17 protein-coding genes and 1 tRNA gene are annotated in these 17,022 nt (G+C 38.8%); 9 read left to right on the top strand and 9 right to left on the bottom strand.

Annotation, left to right across the window (positions count from 1 at the left end; all coding sequences use genetic code 11):
* Both PHO43_RS04475 and PHO43_RS04470 read right to left on the bottom strand, forming a co-directional pair.
* The coding region (locus PHO43_RS04475; protein ID WP_288011460.1) for a hypothetical protein at positions 1–381 on the bottom strand (381 nt) is incomplete at its 3' end.
* Between the two features lie 4 nt (positions 382–385).
* Positions 386–1,336: an NAD(P)H-dependent flavin oxidoreductase gene (locus PHO43_RS04470; RefSeq protein ID WP_045090441.1), complete on the bottom strand. Its 951-nt coding sequence runs from the start codon at positions 1,334–1,336 to the stop codon at positions 386–388.
* A 168-nt stretch (positions 1,337–1,504) separates the two neighbouring features.
* Here PHO43_RS04470 and purD point away from each other — a divergent pair, with 168 nt between their 5' ends.
* The 3 genes from purD to PHO43_RS04455 are packed head-to-tail and all read left to right on the top strand — an operon-like array spanning position 1,505 to position 4,392.
* Entirely contained in the window at positions 1,505–2,785 is a 1,281-nt protein-coding gene (gene purD / locus PHO43_RS04465; protein ID WP_288011458.1) for a phosphoribosylamine--glycine ligase, read from the top strand.
* An 11-nt stretch (positions 2,786–2,796) separates the two neighbouring features.
* Positions 2,797–3,855: a hypothetical protein gene (locus tag PHO43_RS04460; RefSeq protein WP_288008872.1), complete on the top strand. Its 1,059-nt coding sequence runs from the start codon at positions 2,797–2,799 to the stop codon at positions 3,853–3,855.
* Between the two features lie 42 nt (positions 3,856–3,897).
* Positions 3,898–4,392 carry a DUF4251 domain-containing protein gene (locus tag PHO43_RS04455; RefSeq protein ID WP_045091014.1) on the top strand — a complete coding sequence of 165 codons (495 nt, stop codon included), beginning with the start codon at positions 3,898–3,900 and terminating at the stop codon, positions 4,390–4,392.
* Between the two features lie 6 nt (positions 4,393–4,398).
* On the opposite strand, the gene PHO43_RS04450 is transcribed toward PHO43_RS04455, so the two are convergent.
* Complete coding sequence (locus PHO43_RS04450) at positions 4,399–6,033, bottom strand: alkaline phosphatase (RefSeq protein WP_288008869.1); 1,635 nt, start codon at positions 6,031–6,033, stop codon at positions 4,399–4,401.
* A 186-nt stretch (positions 6,034–6,219) separates the two neighbouring features.
* Here PHO43_RS04450 and surE point away from each other — a divergent pair, with 186 nt between their 5' ends.
* The 3 genes from surE to PHO43_RS04435 all read left to right on the top strand — a co-directional run bounded on the left by surE (position 6,220) and on the right by PHO43_RS04435 (position 9,256).
* A complete protein-coding gene (surE, locus tag PHO43_RS04445; protein WP_053827147.1) occupies positions 6,220–6,984 on the top strand; it encodes a 5'/3'-nucleotidase SurE in 765 nt (254 codons plus the stop codon).
* Between the two features lie 37 nt (positions 6,985–7,021).
* Positions 7,022–8,155, top strand: coding sequence for a lipid-A-disaccharide synthase (gene lpxB, locus PHO43_RS04440; RefSeq protein ID WP_288008865.1), 1,134 nt, complete (start codon positions 7,022–7,024; stop codon positions 8,153–8,155).
* Positions 8,156–8,239: 84 nt separating this feature from the next.
* Positions 8,240–9,256: an ATP-dependent 6-phosphofructokinase gene (locus PHO43_RS04435; protein WP_045090435.1), complete on the top strand. Its 1,017-nt coding sequence runs from the start codon at positions 8,240–8,242 to the stop codon at positions 9,254–9,256.
* A gap of 6 nt (positions 9,257–9,262) precedes the next feature.
* Here the strand turns inward: PHO43_RS04435 and rnc are convergent, their stop codons facing one another.
* Genes rnc through PHO43_RS04420 form a run of 3 tightly spaced genes read right to left on the bottom strand, consistent with a single transcriptional unit; the run spans position 9,263 to position 11,579 of the window.
* On the bottom strand, positions 9,263–10,066 hold the full coding sequence (gene rnc / locus PHO43_RS04430) for a ribonuclease III (RefSeq protein WP_045090434.1): 804 nt from the start codon (positions 10,064–10,066) through the stop codon (positions 9,263–9,265).
* Position 10,067: 1 nt separating this feature from the next.
* Positions 10,068–11,330: a beta-ketoacyl-ACP synthase II gene (fabF, locus tag PHO43_RS04425; RefSeq protein ID WP_045090433.1), complete on the bottom strand. Its 1,263-nt coding sequence runs from the start codon at positions 11,328–11,330 to the stop codon at positions 10,068–10,070.
* Positions 11,331–11,342: 12 nt separating this feature from the next.
* Complete coding sequence (locus PHO43_RS04420) at positions 11,343–11,579, bottom strand: acyl carrier protein (RefSeq protein WP_045090432.1); 237 nt, start codon at positions 11,577–11,579, stop codon at positions 11,343–11,345.
* 152 nt (positions 11,580–11,731) lie between these two features.
* On the opposite strand from PHO43_RS04420, the gene purN reads away from it, so the two are divergent.
* Together purN and PHO43_RS04410 are read left to right on the top strand one after the other, a co-directional pair.
* Positions 11,732–12,316 (top strand): phosphoribosylglycinamide formyltransferase, encoded by a 585-nt coding sequence (gene purN / locus PHO43_RS04415; RefSeq protein ID WP_288011456.1) that lies wholly within the window; start codon positions 11,732–11,734, stop codon positions 12,314–12,316.
* A 33-nt stretch (positions 12,317–12,349) separates the two neighbouring features.
* Positions 12,350–12,431: transfer RNA gene (locus tag PHO43_RS04410), tRNA-Leu, on the top strand.
* Positions 12,432–12,515: 84 nt separating this feature from the next.
* Here the strand turns inward: PHO43_RS04410 and PHO43_RS04405 are convergent.
* A complete protein-coding gene (locus PHO43_RS04405; protein ID WP_045090430.1) occupies positions 12,516–13,019 on the bottom strand; it encodes a GreA/GreB family elongation factor in 504 nt (167 codons plus the stop codon).
* Between the two features lie 415 nt (positions 13,020–13,434).
* Complete coding sequence (gene pckA, locus PHO43_RS04400; RefSeq protein WP_288011454.1) at positions 13,435–15,027, bottom strand: phosphoenolpyruvate carboxykinase (ATP); 1,593 nt, start codon at positions 15,025–15,027, stop codon at positions 13,435–13,437.
* A gap of 235 nt (positions 15,028–15,262) precedes the next feature.
* Here pckA and upp point away from each other — a divergent pair, with 235 nt between their 5' ends.
* Positions 15,263–15,922, top strand: coding sequence for a uracil phosphoribosyltransferase (gene upp, locus PHO43_RS04395; protein WP_288008855.1), 660 nt, complete (start codon positions 15,263–15,265; stop codon positions 15,920–15,922).
* On the opposite strand, the gene PHO43_RS04390 is transcribed toward upp, so the two are convergent.
* Positions 15,919–16,908 (bottom strand): glycosyltransferase, encoded by a 990-nt coding sequence (locus PHO43_RS04390; protein ID WP_053827152.1) that lies wholly within the window; start codon positions 16,906–16,908, stop codon positions 15,919–15,921. The genes upp and PHO43_RS04390 overlap by 4 nt on opposite strands.
* Positions 16,909–17,022 lie beyond the last annotated feature (114 nt).

Raw genomic sequence — 17,022 nt, 5'->3', positions numbered from 1 at the left:
AATCTTTTTATAATAATCAAAAACTCCTACACCATTGCCGGTATAAAATCTTACTGCAGAGCTGCCATCTGAAGAGAAAGTAATAGAAGTTACTTTACCTTGATCTTCATTTATTTTAGCTCTAATATCTTCATATGAAAAAAGGAATGACTTCTCTCTTAATTTTGCAGGATTTCTATAAATCCATACAGAATCATTTTCAGTTTCTATCAGGCTGTTCCCACTCCAAAGATAGTTAACCGGTATACGCGGAACATAGTTTCTATACTCATTTCCACCCGGGATGAGTTGTTCCAGGGTTAATAAGTCAGTAGATTGTGCATTAGTGCCAATAGAAAAAGTCAGTGCAAACAGTAAAGTAAATAACGAGAGTCTTTTCATTGTATTAAAAAGTTTTTTCCGAAAGAGTCTTAACAGTCCTATTATAGTTCTCAATAATATCTTTTACAACCATCGAAGCAGGTATTATTTCTTTTATATCAGATGCAATCTGCCCAATTTCCAGCTCACCTTCATTCAGGTCACCTTCAAAAATACCCCTCTTTGATCGTCCCCTTCCCAGATATGCACGCAACTCTTCAGCTGATGCACCTTTATCCTCCATTTCCTGCACCTGTTTATAGAACTCATTCTTTATCAAACGTACAGGAGTCACCTTTTTAAGAGCTACAATGGTATCACCCTCGTTGAGATTTATACATTTCTGTTTGAAAGCATCGCTGGCTGAACTCTCTAATGTTAGAGCGAAGCGTGTTCCCACCTGAACACCTTCTGCACCAAGAGCCATAACTGCAGCCATTGACTCACCCGATGAGATGCCCCCTGCAGCAATTAATGGCAAGTCAGTAGCCTTTCTTACCTGAGGAATAAGTGCAATTGTTGTTGTCTCTTCTCTACCATTATGACCGCCCGCTTCAAAGCCTTCTGCCACAACTGCATCAACACCCGCCTCAGTAGCTTTCATTGCAAACTTAGAGCTCGATACCACATGAGCCACCAATATACCCTCATCCTTTAGTTTTGATGTCCATGTTTTCGGGTTACCTGCTGAAGTAAATACAATTGGAACTTTCTCTTCAATAACAATTTGCATTATCTCCTCAATTTGAGGATACATAAGAGGTATGTTAACGCCAAATGGTCTATCTGTAGCTTTTTTACACTTCTGAATATGTTCACGCAACGTGTCCGGATGCATCGATCCCGCACCAATTAAGCCCAATCCTCCGGAGTTGCTTACAGCCGATGCAAGTCTCCATCCACTGCACCACACCATCCCGGCCTGGATTATAGGATATTCTATCCCAAAAAGGGAGCACACTCTGTTTCTGTTCATTATATTGTAATTTGATTTATTCCCGGTAATTCTGAATTATATCTTTTTCAGGTGCCACACTATTGCCGGAGTGCAAAGATAACAATAACTCCATTTTATTAGAACTCATTTTTATTTTGATTTTTTTTAGTAGCTTTGTATAAACTTCTAAATATAACTATAGATTATATGAACGTCCTTATTCTTGGATCCGGTGGTCGGGAGCACGCTTTAGCTTGGAAAATCCGAAAGAGCAGCTACTTAAACAATCTCTACATAGCTCCAGGTAATGCAGGAACAGCTATGCTTGGGACAAATGTCCCTTTCAGTGTAACAGATTTTGCATCAATGAAGGAATTCTCTTTAAGTCACGACATAGACATGATTGTTGTTGGCCCTGAAGATCCTCTCGTTCAGGGAGTCTATGATTTTTTCCATGATGATGAGGATATATGTCATATTGCTGTAATTGGTCCCTCCCGCGATGGAGCTCAACTGGAAGGCAGTAAGGATTTCGCCAAGAAGTTTATGTTCCGTAACAACATCCCTACGGCACTTTATAAAACAGTTACACTTGATAATATTGCTGAAGGCAACTCTTTTCTAAACACACTCCATGCACCCTATGTGCTTAAAGCAGATGGATTGGCTGCAGGAAAAGGGGTTCTGATAATTGAAGACCTGGATACTGCAAAACAGAAGTTAAAAGAGATCCTTGACGGTAAATTCGGAACAGCCGGCAAGAAAGTAGTAATAGAAGAGTTCATGTCAGGAATTGAGTGTTCAGTATTCGTACTTACTGATGGCACTTCATATAAAATACTTCCTGTTGCCAAAGACTATAAACGTATAGGTGAGGGCGATACAGGTTTAAATACCGGAGGAATGGGTGCAGTATCTCCAGTACCTTTTGCTGATGATGAGTTCATGGAAAAAGTGAGAACAAGAATTGTTGAACCAACAGTAGAAGGTCTCAAAAAAGAAAATATTGATTATAAAGGTTTTATCTTTATCGGACTGATTAATGTGCAGGGAGAACCTAAAGTAATTGAATATAATGTTAGAATGGGAGATCCTGAGTCAGAAGTTGTAATCCCTCTGATTAAGTCAGACCTTCTCGACCTGTTTATTTCAGTAACTACAGAGACATTAGATCAGAAACAGCTCGAAATTGATAATAGATGTGCAGCCACCATCATGATGGTTTCAGGAGGATATCCTGAAGCCTATGAAAAAGGGAAAATTATTACGGGCCTCGATACTGTTACAGACAGCATTGTCTTTCATGCCGGCACATCAACACTCGATGGTCAGGTAATCTCTTCAGGTGGGCGTGTATTGTCAGTCACATCATATGGCAACAGTATTAAAGAAGCCCTGGAAACTTCATATAAAAATATCGAGAAAATAGATTTTGATAAAAGCTATTACAGAAAAGATATTGGTTTTGATCTACAATCCGATATTTAAATAATCAGCTGATGCATCCTGTTGTAAAATCCTTTCGTAACAATTTCGTTGAGGGACGTTTTGCTATAGTGCTTACAACCCTTTTCGTAATTGTAATGAGAGTTGTGCTGTTTTACAAAAAGGGATTACCTGAAATTAGCGTTGCAGACGATAACTACCTTTGGGATTATATATCACATCTGTTTGATAACCCCTTAATATCATTCATATCATCCACTATATCTGTAATTATAATTTCGTGGTTGCTCTTCACTATCAACAACAGATACAGCATCATCCGTTCTCGCTCTAATCTGCCATTTATAGTACCACTATATTTCCTGAGTCTGCACCCATACTGTTTGGTGATGACAGGCAACTATATTGCAATAATATTTATCCTTTTCTCTTTCATCCCACTGTTAGAGTCCTATCAGAAACCAAATTCATATCTCTACTCATTCAGGTCATCCGTTCTCATAGCGGTAGCATCTCTTTTTCAGATTTATGCACTCTTTTTAATCACATTATGGTGGATAGGTGAAAGAACAATGCGAGGTCCCCAGTTACACTCTTTCCTTGCCTCAATATTTGGTGCCTTTCTTGTATATATTTCACTGTTTTCTTACTGTTTTGTTATTGATGATATTCAGGCATTCCTGTTTCCTTTAGCCAATCTGATAAAATTCTCCATACCTGACTTACCAACATACAATATTTTTGAATGGTTGTCAGTAGTATTTATTGCTGTTTTCTTTATCATAAACATAATCTTTAGTGCAAAAGAGTATGCGCGCGACAAAGTGATCACACTTAACCTGATGCAGTTCATGATTTACCTTATCATCATTTTGTTGCTATTGCAGATTGTATATTGGAAAGAGACACTCTTCTTTATGCTCCTATCAGTATCCATGTTATCTCTGATATGTTCATATTTCTATTCCAGGACAACATCCAAAACGCATATCTACATTGCATATTCAATGATACTTATATTGCTCCTTTTTTATCTGTCGCATATTTTCCCTGATACATTTCTGATAGCCCAAAACCTAAAAACAATATCCACTTTTCAGTTGTTTATTTAGTGTGTCCAATTGAATATCAGATAAATAGTTATGGAGGTGATTATGAAAAGGATAACAATTAATGGTCTGTTTTTACTTCTAACCATTCTACTCTTTTCTGCTTGCGGAAGCGCACAAACAGCAGCAGAAAAAGCACAATTAGCTGAAGAAATTGAAAATGCTGTTCAAATGCCAAACTTTACCTTCGAGGCAACTTATGCATATCCATCCGGATTCAAATCAATCTACCTTTCTCCCTACTATTCAGTAAAGGTCTCAGCAGATACTGTACAAGCCCATTTACCATATTACGGTAGAGCCTACACTGCTCCCATGGATCCTCGCGAAGGTGGTTATTTGTTTACAAGTACAGATTTTGAGTATCAGATTAATCCCGGTAAAAAAGCCGGCAACTGGTTAGTGAATATTCTTATTAACGATCTCGATCGACAGGTAGTGTTCAACTTTGATATATTTGAAAACGGAACCGGGCGGTTGAGCGTAAATGATGTCAACCGCCAGGCGATTTCGTTTCAGGGAAATGTAACTGCTAATTAAGAACAGTTAGTTTAATTTTTCTTTCAGGCTCTCAGGAAGATAGAAAGTATCATTCTTATCGATATAAACCACAACAGAGCCAATATCAAATGGTTTCCCGTTCAACTTACCCACTGAAGAGAAAGCCTTAACTTCCAAAGTGTTTTTCCCTTTTTTGATATTAAGAACAGGAAATGCGGGATCACTTTTGTCGGTTTTCATTGTCATACCATTAAAAACTTCAGAATGCTTTACAAAGATTCTGTCCGATAGTTCCTGCAGACTAATATCAAGTCCGGACACCTTTTGCAGGTACTCATTAACCTGAACATTGGTAAGATGTCCCTTAGGAGTATCACCCTGTGGGTGGTATGCAGATAGAAGCACCTCTTCACCGGTGTGCCCTCCTGTTGTAAATCCAAAGCACATGCGTGAGTTCAGTATATTCAGGATATTATGTGCCATATTGTTGCTTGTACCAACCTTTGTATAATCACCCTCCTGATAATTACGAGAAGATAGGAGAGTCTGGAGCTCCTCGTCAGTTATATCAATCCCGGTATAATCTCTGAATACATTTTTAATATTAGCAGGATCAGTTTTTATTAAAATAGACTCGAGTCCGTTTGCACTCAATTTAATACCAGAAACAGTTTCAAACAGCTGATCAATTGAAAGCTTGTCATAACCAGGGCATTCTCTTGAACCAATAGAGAATCCGCTATTCCCGTGATCTGCAAGAATAACCACTGCAGTATTGCCATCCTTCTTAGCAAACTCAATTACTTTACCCACAGCCTCATCAAAAGCCAGGTACTCATTAATCATAGTCGCTGCATCATTAGCGTGAGCAGCCCAGTCAACCTGACTACCCTCAACCATTAGGAAAAATCCATTCTCCTTTTCAGAAAGAATTTCAAGTGCTTTTGTTGTCATCTCAGCAATAGAGGGTACTCTGTCAGGATTTCTGTCAATATTATATGGTAATGCTTTTTCACCAAACAGAGCCCATACTTTACCATCACCATCATAATTAAGCAAAGCATCTTTATCATCCTGAATAAGAGTAATACCCTTGTTATTAAAATGTTGCTTAATATCATCAGTGAGTATACTGTTTCCGCCACCAAACAGGACATCCAGATTCTGATAAGCTATTTGTGGTGCTATAGCATTATAATTACCCCTGTTATAATAGTGTGCTGAAAAGTCGGCAGGCGTAGCATGAGGAAATTCACAAGTCACAACAAGTCCCACAGCCTTATTCTTTAGCAATTTAGATGCTTCAAGAATTGTTGCTGCAGGCTGATATGTACGATTACCATCAACAGGAAATATATCATTATCCGAAACCTCCGGATGAATAGAAACATTACCGGTTTGCTGTAATACACCCGAAGCGTAAGTCGACCCGGTTGGCGCCGAGTCACCAATAGGTGCATTAGAGGAGAATGTTGTTACCGTTCCTGATATATAAGGATCAACATTGAGTCCTTCCCCTAATCCGTTGTAATGCTTAAACCATCTGGCAGCAGAGTAAACACTAAGTGATGTACCATCAGGAATCATCACTATTACATTTTTAACTGGACTTACTTCTTGAGAAAAAGCTACTATCGGGAATATAAGTAACAGCAGCAGAAAATTAGATATCTTTTTCATTTTAACTATTTTGTTATAAACATTCATATGGTGAACGCACAAAGTTATAAAAAAGATGAACTTTATTATCAAGTTCGTAAATATGATTGTTTATCATAATTATGGTATATGGCAAACTACTTGATTTTCCTTATATTTGTATCTCTAAAAATTCAAAAAACAGAAAAAAATTAAAATCAAAATATAATGAGCGACAGAAAGCCACTGATTCTTATAACTAATGATGATGGATATCAGGCAAAGGGAATTGCCGAGTTAATAAATGCGATGAAAGGGTTGGGGGAGCTTGTAGTCTTCGCCCCCGATTCGCACCGTTCAGGCATGTCTAGTGCCATAACAACAGCTCATCCGCTACGTGCCAGAATCTATCATCAGGAGGAAAACCTTACAGCATATATGTGCAACGGAACACCGGTTGATTGTGTTAAGCTGGCACTAAATGAGTTTCTGGAGCGAAAGCCCGATCTTTTAGTTTCAGGTGTCAATCACGGCTCCAATGCAGGAATCAGTGTATTGTATTCAGGAACAGTAGCAGCTGCACTTGAAGGGTGTGTATCCAATATTCCATCAATTGCATTTTCATTGTGCGATTTTACACCTGATGCCGACTTCACTTACACAGCCAGAATTGCAGAAAAGCTTGCAAGGAAAGTTTTAAGCGATGGACTCCCCAAGGGAATTTGTCTTAATGTGAATGTACCTGTAGGAGAGGTAAAAGGAATAAGAATGACCACACAAACTCAGGGTAAATGGGTTAATGAATACCAGCGCTCTCAGGATGGTATCGGAAGAGACGTTTTCTGGATGACAGGCAATTTCGAAAACTGGGAGGCAGATAACGTAAACAACGATGAATGGGCATTAGCCAACGGTTATGCTGCAGTGGTACCGGTGAAAATAGATATGACTGCACATGATCTCATTCCTGAATTAAAAGAGTGGGAACTTTAATAGACTCCATCTTGTTCTCATATAAAAAGGTTTATCTATGAAATATTATATAGTAGCCGGCGAAGCATCCGGAGATTTGCATGCATCCAACCTAATGAAATCATTAAAACAGTTGGATAAAGAGGCAGAATTCCGCTTTTTTGGAGGAGACCTCATGAAGTCTGCCGGAGGTATACTCGTAAAGCATTACAGGGAGATGGCCTTTATGGGAATCATCCCTGTTATAATGAACAGCCGCACTATATTAAAGAACCTCTCAATTTGCAAAAAAGATATAGCAGACTATAAGCCCGATGCTGTAATACTTGTTGATTATCCGGGTTTCAACTTAAAAATTGCAAAGTATGTGAAGACAGAACTGAAGATACCTGTTTTTTACTATATATCACCAAAAGTATGGGCCTGGAAAGAGTATCGTGTAAAATCCTTCAAGAAGTATGTTGACGAGATGCTTTGCATCCTGCCATTTGAGGTAGAATTCTTTAAAAAGCATAACTATGACGTTCATTATGTAGGTAATCCCACTGTTGATGCTATTGCCGGCAGAGATCATAAAGATGAAACTTTCAGCGATTTTATAAAATCGAATAATCTTCCTGACAAACCAATAATAGCTTTGCTTGCAGGAAGCAGGAAACAGGAGATTGCCGGAAATCTCCCATTAATGCTGAAGTCTGTAGAAAGCTATGCAGATGGATACCAGTTTATTATAGCAGGTGCCCCAGGTATAGATCGCGAATTCTATAAAAATTATACTCTATCCAACCCTGATATTGTTGTACTATTTGATCAGACTTACAGAATTCTCGCACAATCAGATGCAGCGCTTGTGACCTCCGGTACAGCCACATTGGAAACAGCAATATTAAATGTTCCTCAAGTTGTCTGTTACAGCATGCCTTCACCCAGACTCTCAAGCTGGGCGTTTAGAAATATACTCCATACGCCATATATCTCACTTGTAAATCTTATTTGCGGGCAGGAGGTAGTTAAAGAGTATTTTGCCGCTACATTCACAGTAGAGAATGTGCGGAAAGAGCTGGGGCAGATGCTGCATGTGCAGAAGTACCGACAAAACATGCTTAACAACTACAAGGAGATGCGTGATATACTGGGAGAAAGCGGAGCATCAGACAGAGCTGCACAAATTATTTACTCAAAAACAAATTAATATTTCTTACATATTACATCTGTTATTCCTCTTTTTTGTTTACTTTGCGTATAAGAGCAACAGAAAATTTAAAACATTAATCAAATGAAAATCGGAATTCTTTCATCAGGTGGAGATGCACCCGGAATTAATGCTACCATTCGCGGTGTAGGTAAAACAGCCATCAATAACTATGGCATGCAAGTGATAGGTATTCAGAACGGATTCTCAGGTCTGCTATACAAAGATATTGTAGAGCTAACTGATGCATCACTTTCAGGAATCTTGAATTTGGGTGGTACTATACTTGGTACTGCAAGAGAGAAGGTATTCCGTAAAATGATTACCTCTCCCGATGAGAAGGACAGGGAACAGATTAAGGCAGCCTATCAGGAGCTTGGACTCGATTGTCTTGTATGTATTGGAGGCAATGGAACACAGCGTACGACATACATGCTGTCGCAGCTGGGATTAAACGTTATAGGTGTGCCAAAAACTATAGATAATGACGTTTATGGCACTGATGTAACCTTTGGATTTGATACAGCTGTAAATATTGCAACAGATGCTATAGACCGTCTGCATTCTACAGCCAGCTCACACCGTCGTGTTATGGTTATCGAGCTTATGGGTCATCATGCAGGATGGATCACACTTTATGCCGGTATGGCAGGTGGAGCAGATATAATATTACTCCCTGAGTTGGGGTACAACATGAAGGTTATAATCGACAAGATAAATAAACGTATGGAGTTGGGTAAAGCATACTCAATTGTTGCAGTTGCTGAAGGAGTGGAGCTTCCAACAAAGGAACGTCCGGCAACATATTTTGCCAGAGAGATTGAGGAGCAGACAGGGTATGAAACACGTGAAACCGTTTTGGGTTACATACAAAGAGGCGGATCACCCTCGCCAAGTGATAAAATTCTCGGTACTCTATTAGGCGGTCATGCAGCTGACCTTATACATGAAGGAAAGTTTGGTCGCATGGTAGCTAAACTAGGCAATAAAATATCTGATGTACCTTTATCAGAAGTTGAAGGGAAACTGCGACTAATTACTCCTGATACAGATCTTGTGGTTCAAGGTAAAAAAATGGGAATCTCTTTCGGGGTTTGGTAAAACCCCTTAAGATTCCATATCGTTATCTTCCAACTCAGTCTCAGATTTTATTGATTCTATCAGAACGTCCTGCAAATCATTACTTTCTCGCAATTTCTTAATTGCCATTTTTGCAGCTTTCTGATGAGATTCTTTCTTTGAGTAACCTTTACCTGAGCCAATCTCAACATTACCTACCTTAACACAGGATACAAAAACCGGGTTATTTTGTGAGTCGTATGACGAATCAGTCACCTCAAAGATAACATCAACCCTGTTTTTCTGTCCCCATTCAATTAATCTTGATTTAAAATCTACCTCACTCTTAAGTACTTTTTCAATATTAATATGTTGCTTGATCATCGTCTCAAAAACAAACTTCTTGGCAACACGATAACCCTGGTCGAGATATATAGCCCCGATCAGAGCTTCAAGTGCATCACCATAAATATTTGTATTGTGTGCAAGATTCCGGGTGGCTGAAACAATCAGTTTGTCCAGTCCCAGATTAATTGCAAGTTTGTTCAAAGTTTCCCTTTGTACTATTCGAGAACGCGTACTTGTAAGGAAGCCCTCCTTCTTGTTTTCAAATTTCTTATATAGAATATCCGCTACAATTGCATCCAATATAGCGTCACCCAAGAATTCAAGTCGCTCGTTATTCACCCATTTCCCTTTCTTGGAACGGACAGAAGAAGAGCGGTGAGTCATGGCTTCCCTGTACAGATCAATCCTATCAGGATAAAATCCCAGTACATTATAAAAAGTAAGGTAAGGCTCCTTCCCTCTGTGTGGAATAGCCTTAATCCTTTTTACTAATCTTCTTAACACATTACTTATTGTATTGCTTGAGAATTACACTTGCGTTGTGTCCCCCAAAGCCAAAAGTATTAGATAACGCAGCTCTTATCTCTCTTTTTTGAGCTTTGTTGAATGTAAAATTCAGATTGTAGTCAATTTCCGGATCGTTATCCCCTTCTACATAGTTAATGGTTGGGGGAACTATCTGATCTTTCAATGCCAGTATACAGAAGAGCGCTTCCATTGCTCCAGCGCCTCCCAGCAGGTGACCGGTCATTGATTTGGTAGAACTGATGTTTAACTTATAGCTATGATCGCCAAATACATCCTTAATTGCTTTCACCTCAGATATATCACCTACCGGTGTAGAAGTTCCGTGTACATTAATATAATCTATATCTTCTGGTGTCAGTTCAGCATCTTCCAATGCATTTCGCATAACAAGTTTGGCACCAAGTCCTTCAGGATGAGAAGCAGTGATGTGATAAGCATCAGCCGACATTCCTCCTCCAACTACTTCTGCATAAATTTTAGCTCCACGAGCTAAGGCGTGCTCCAGTTCTTCAAGAACCAGAACAGTACCACCCTCACCAATAACAAATCCATCGCGGCTGGCACTAAATGGTCGTGAAGCCTTTTCCGGAGATTCGTTTCTTGTTGAAAGTGCGTGCATTGCATTGAACCCTCCAACAGAAGCAGCACTAATAGTGGCCTCCGACCCTCCTGATACAATCACATTAGCTTTATTAAGTCTAATCAGATTGAACGCATCAACAATAGCGTTAGTTGATGAAGCACAGGCTGATACGGTTGCATAGTTAGGACCCCTCAGTCCATAAATCATAGAGATATGCCCTGCAGCAATATCGGCTATCATTTTCGGAATGAAAAAAGGATTAAATCTAGGGGCTCTATCTTTTTCAAGATAATAATTGCCTACCTCTTCTTCAAAAGTTCTTATTCCGCCAATACCGGCAGAGAATATCACACCTATTCTGTCTCTGTTTTCCTTGTCAAGATCCAGACCTGAATCCTCCATTGCCTCTTTCGCTGCGTGAATGGCAAATTGTGAGTATCGGTCATATTTCCTTGCCTCTTTTCTCTCGAAAAGATTGTTTGGATCAAAATCCTTTACTTCACAAGCAAACTGAGTCTTGAAAAGTGATGCATCGAAATGAGTAATAGGCCCGGCACCACTTTTACCTGCTAAAGCGTTTTCCCACGTGGTTTTCACGTCGTTGCCCAGCGGGTTGATGGTTCCCAGGCCTGTTACTACAACTCTTTTTAATTCCATGAATAGAATCGATTATTTCGCGTGTTGTTCTACATATGCAATCGCATCGCCAACACTTGAGATCTTTTCTGCCTGATCGTCTGGAATTGAGATGTTGAATTCTTTTTCGAATTCCATAATCAACTCTACTGTATCAAGTGAATCAGCTCCTAAATCATTAGTGAAGCTTGCAGTTTCTGTAACTTCAGATTCTTCAACACCTAATTTGTCGACAATGATCGATTTCACTCTTTGTGCTACTTCTGACATAACTTTCAATATTAATTAATAAATAAAATATTATTCTTAAATTTGCGTTTGCAAAGTAACACAAATTTTCTCTAATTGTGCAAGCTTTTGTACAGTAAAAATCAAAAAAGTGCACAAATAAACCATATTTGTGCAAAAAAATCAGCTTTTAAATGGTAAATGTAGCAATTTTTGCCTCAGGTAATGGCAGTAATGCCGAAAATATCGCCAACTATTTTCTTAATAATCTCGATATTAATATTGTACTTATAGTATCAAACAGGGTCAATGCATATGTGCATGAGCGAGCTAAAAAACTTGGCATCCCTTCTGTTACATTTTGCAAGAGCGATTTTGCCGATGGCACATCTATATTAAAGACACTCAAAGATTATAATACAGATTTTATAGTACTTGCAGGATTCCTTTTAAAAGTACCCGAAACAATCTTGTTGTCTTATCCCGAACGTATAGTAAATATACATCCTGCACTTCTTCCTAAATATGGTGGCAAAGGAATGTATGGTGATTATGTGCATCAGGCAGTAAAAGCAGGCGGTGATCAGCACTCGGGAATCACTATACATTATGTAAATGAAAACTATGATGAGGGAGACATTATATTTCAATCCACCTGTGAAGTTTTGCCAACCGACACACCCGAAGATATCGCCAACAAGGTTCACGCCCTTGAATATGAGCATTATCCTAAAATAGTAGAGGAAATAATAAAAAATTCTTTCCCTAAAACTGATTAAATTAAAAATAAATTGTATCTTTGCACTCCCATTGCGGTCGTGGCGTAATTGGTAGCCGCGCTAGACTTAGGATCTAGTGTCGAGAGACGTGGGGGTTCGAGTCCCTTCGACCGCACAACAAAAAACCAATTACTAGCTCCCTTAAGAGAAGTCTTGAGGGAGTTTTTTTATTTAACAACCCTCAATTATCACTCCCCTTTTAAATATACTCAATCTTCAATACCTCAAATAGAATATCTTTGTTATCTCGTTTTAAAACAGCTTTATCTCCAACTTTCTTGTTAGTCAGTACTGTTGCCAAAGGTGACAGAAAGGATATTTTGCCTTTCGAGACATCGGCTTCATCAACGCCTACAATTTGAAAAGTTTTTATCTTGTTTGTTTCCTCTATCTTTAAGGTAACTGTTGCTCCAAACCTTATCTCATTTTGTGGTTGATCTTCTAAATTGATCACTACAGCTGAATCTATTCTGTTATCAAGCAGAAATATTTTCGCATTAATAAATTTCTGGGCAACCCATTTTTCATCTTCGTCTGCAATGTTAAGACTTTCTCTTTCTAAGACAAGGCTCTCCCTCTCAGCCAATAACTCATCCATCCCTGCTTGGGTTACATAATTAATTTCTCCTTCAGGTAAAAAAGCTCTGGGTGGCACAATGGGTATTTTTTCCTGATCATCCTCTTTGACAAATCCTCGGCTCATAGTTATTAGAGTTTATGTTTTATTATTAAACAACTTATCTTCAAAAACTTCCCAAAAATTTAGAGGGATCTGCATTTGCATTTATAATTCTCTTTCAATTTCTGGATCAGTTAGTGTTGTCCTGATTTATTTACATATAATATAAACTTATTTCAGGGCATATCAAGTTTCACTCTGACTTTCCTCTTATCCGACTCTTACCCGGCTCTTATCTTCTTCTTATATGGCTTATATAAACAGGGTCATTATAAGTAGGAGGTAGGGGTCAGGTTAGGTTAAGATATGGATGAAATATACTGATAAAGATAGATATTCTGCAAAAAAAAGGAAACCATCCCGATAATTGGGATGGTTTCTTTTAAAGCAGTCGGGAAACAGAATGTTTTCCCTGATAGTTTATGATCAAATAAATGTATTAGTCTAACTGTGGACCTGAAGGGATCAAAGCTTTAGCTGCATCAGTGTCAGTATACTGTTTGAAGTTTTCAATATACATAGCTGCAAGTTTCTTAGCTTTTGCTTCCCATTCGCTCTTATCTGCATAAGTTGAACGTGGGTCAAGGATATCTGATACATTATTCAATTTAGCAGGTACAGTAAGATTCATAATTGGAATATGAATTGTTTCAGCCTCTTCAATTGAACCATCGATGATAGCATCAATGATAGCACGAGTATCTTTCAATGAGATACGTTTTCCTGTTCCGTTCCATCCTGTGTTTACAAGATATGCTTTTGCATTGTGCTGCTCCATTTTCTCAGCAAGACGCTGTGCATAAATTGTTGGGTGAACAGTTAGGAAAGCTTCACCGAAAGCTGGTGAGAATGATGGAACCGGTTCAGTAATTCCACGCTCTGTACCTGCAAGCTTGCTGGTAAATCCGCATAGGAAGTGATACTGTGCCTGGTTGTTATCCAAGATTGATACCGGAGGTAATACACCAAATGCATCAGCTGAAAGATAGATGATCTTTTTAGCATGTCCTGCACGAGATGGCAATACAATTTTGCTGATGTGGTAAATTGGATAGGATACACGTGTATTTTCTGTTGCAGAGATGTCAGAGAAATCGATATTACCTTCATCATCAACAGCAACGTTTTCTAGAAGTGCATCGCGACGGATAGCTCTCCAGATGTCTGGTTCGTTCTCTTCGCTCAGGTTTACAGTTTTTGCATAGCAACCACCTTCGTAGTTGAATACTCCGTTGTCATCCCATCCGTGCTCGTCGTCACCAATCAAGAAGCGTTTTGGGTCGGCAGAAAGAGTTGTTTTACCAGTTCCTGAAAGACCAAAGAAGATAGCTACATCACCATCTTTGCCAACGTTTGCAGAGCAGTGCATTGAAGCGATACCGCGTAATGGCAGATAGTAGTTCATAAGGGCAAAAATACCTTTTTTCATTTCACCACCATACCATGTTCCACCGATAACCTGCATTTTTTCGGTAAGATCGAACAGGGTGAAGTTTTCAGAATTTAATCCGTGCTCCTGCCATTTATCGTTGGTAGTTTTAGATCCGTTTAAGCACACGAAATCAGGCTCTCCGTAATGAGCAAGCTCGTAGTGAGAAGGACGAATGAACATGTTGGTCACAAAATGAGCCTGCCATGCTACTTCCATGATGAAACGTACTTTCAAGCGGGTGTCTTCATTTGTACCGCAGAATGTGTCAACTACATAAAGTTTTTTAGCTTTAGAAAGCTGAGTAGTTACACGACCCTTGCAATAGTTGAATGCTTCTTTTGAACATGGGCGGTTGATAGTACCATCCCACCAAAGAGTGTCTTTTGTTACGTCGTCTTTCACGAAGTATTTGTCCTTAGGAGAACGACCTGTGAACTTACCTGTGTATACAGCTGTTGCACCACTCTTTGTTAGCTTAGCTTTTTCGAAACCTTCATTTGCAGGATTCATCTCATCTTGAAAGAGAGTCTCGTAAGAAGGATTGTGAACTATTTCAAAATCCCCCACAATTCCGTACTTGCTTAAATCTAAATTTGCCATCTTAATAATTAGGGTTTAATGTTTATGATTGTATAAAACTTATTCTGTATTTTAAACCTGAAACAACTGTACAAAAATATACAAATTATTTTATTCTGGAAAGGAATTAAAGAAAATTTTCTTTAATTGGTGATTTTTTCTCCTTCAAACCTCTAATTCAACAAAAAAAGGATATAAAAGTTTAGATAAAGAACGAAAAATTGTACCTTTGTTTTCCGAAAATAAATTTATCCCTATGCAAATAATTAACTTTTCGGAGCAAAATTCGCTAATCAGTATCTATATACGCGAAATAAGAGATATAACAATCCAAAATGACAGACTTCGTTTTCGCAGAAATATAGAGAGGATTGGAGAAATCATGGCTTATGAAATTAGTAAGCAGTTAGCCTATAAAACCATAAGTGTTAATACTCCACTAGATGTTGCTGATGCAAATATTCCTGATGAGGAGATAGTGATTGCTACTATCCTTAGAGCGGGTTTGCCGTTTCATCACGGTATGCTTAATTATTTTGATGGTGCGGAAAACGCGTTTGTATCTGCTTACAGGAAGTATAAAGAGACGGGGCATCAGTCGTTTGATATCCACATTGAATATATTGCTTCACCCTCTATAGAAGGTAAAACATTGATTCTTACTGATCCGATGCTTGCCACTGGAAGTAGCATGGATCTTACTTACAGGGCACTGCTTACAAAAGGGAATCCATCTAAAATTCATATTGCAACTATAATTGCAAGTCAGCAGGCTATTGACTACTGCAAGATGCATTTCCCTGAGGATAAAACTACTATATGGGCTGCTGCAATTGATCCGGGATTGAATGAGTCTTCTTATATTGTTCCAGGTATTGGTGATGCAGGCGATCTTGCCTACGGTGCTAAGGTTTAGTCGTAGAACTTTTTCTCGAAAGCTTTAAACTCTCCTTTATTTAGAATCAGTCGTTTCCAGACAGCTGACAAAAATCCTGTTCCATAGCCTGTGAGCTGTATCCATGATGCTGCAATGCTATATAGGGCTACATTGAATGATTTGCTGATTTTGAGTGAATCTATGAAGATAACTATAGAGTATACTACAGGTGTCAGGAGGAACAGAGGTGATATTACTGATAGTAACACCATTGCTGCCATTCCAACCACAAAGCAGGCGGGAAGTGAGTGAACTAATTTAAGTGAGCCGGGATGCAGCAGGTGCAGATTGATTCTGGCAATTCCTGAATTGTAGACCTGTTTGAAAAACTGACGGAAGGTGGACCTTCTCTTATGGTAAACATAAGCATCGGTAATCAGTGCAGTTTTAAATCCTGACTTAATGAGGCGGAGACTAAAGTCGATATCTTCTCCAAATCTCATCTTTCCATATCCACCAACTGCTTTAAATGCTTTTTTTGTTACGCCAAGGTTGAAACTACGTGGGTGAAATTTATCTATCGATTTTTTTCCTCCTCTTATTCCTCCCGTAGTAAAGAAGGAGGTCATAGAGTAGTTGATAGCTTTTTGTATGGTGGTAAAGCCGGGGAGTGCAGCATCTGGTCCTCCATAAGCATCTGTATTGTAAGATGAAAGGAATCTGACTACATTCTCCAGGTAACTCTCGGGTATGATGCAGTCGGAGTCGAAAAAGATAAGCCACTCATACTGTGCAAGCTCTGCTCCTGCATTTCTGCTTAAGCCGGGGCCCGAATTTGCTTTTTCGAAATAGTTAATGTTAAGCCGATCGGTATATTTACCGGCTACCTTATCACTCTTTAGTGTTGATCCATCTTCTACGATTATAACTTCAAACTGCTTGAAGGTCTGATTAGAAAGACTCATTAGTAGTTCGTCCAGCTCGTCGGGACGGTTGAAGACTGGTATTATAACCGAGAATTGCATAGGTGATCTTTTTTTTATTCTGTACAAAACTAAACATTTTCTTTCGTTCTTCAATTTATTTGTGACTGTTGATTGTGATTGATAAAAACAAATAAAAAAATGTGAAAATCATTG

Source organism: Lascolabacillus sp., from assembly GCF_028696275.1.
Lineage (GTDB): Bacteria > Bacteroidota > Bacteroidia > Bacteroidales > Dysgonomonadaceae > Proteiniphilum > Proteiniphilum massiliensis.
This window is presented reverse-complemented; position numbering and strand designations above follow the sequence as displayed.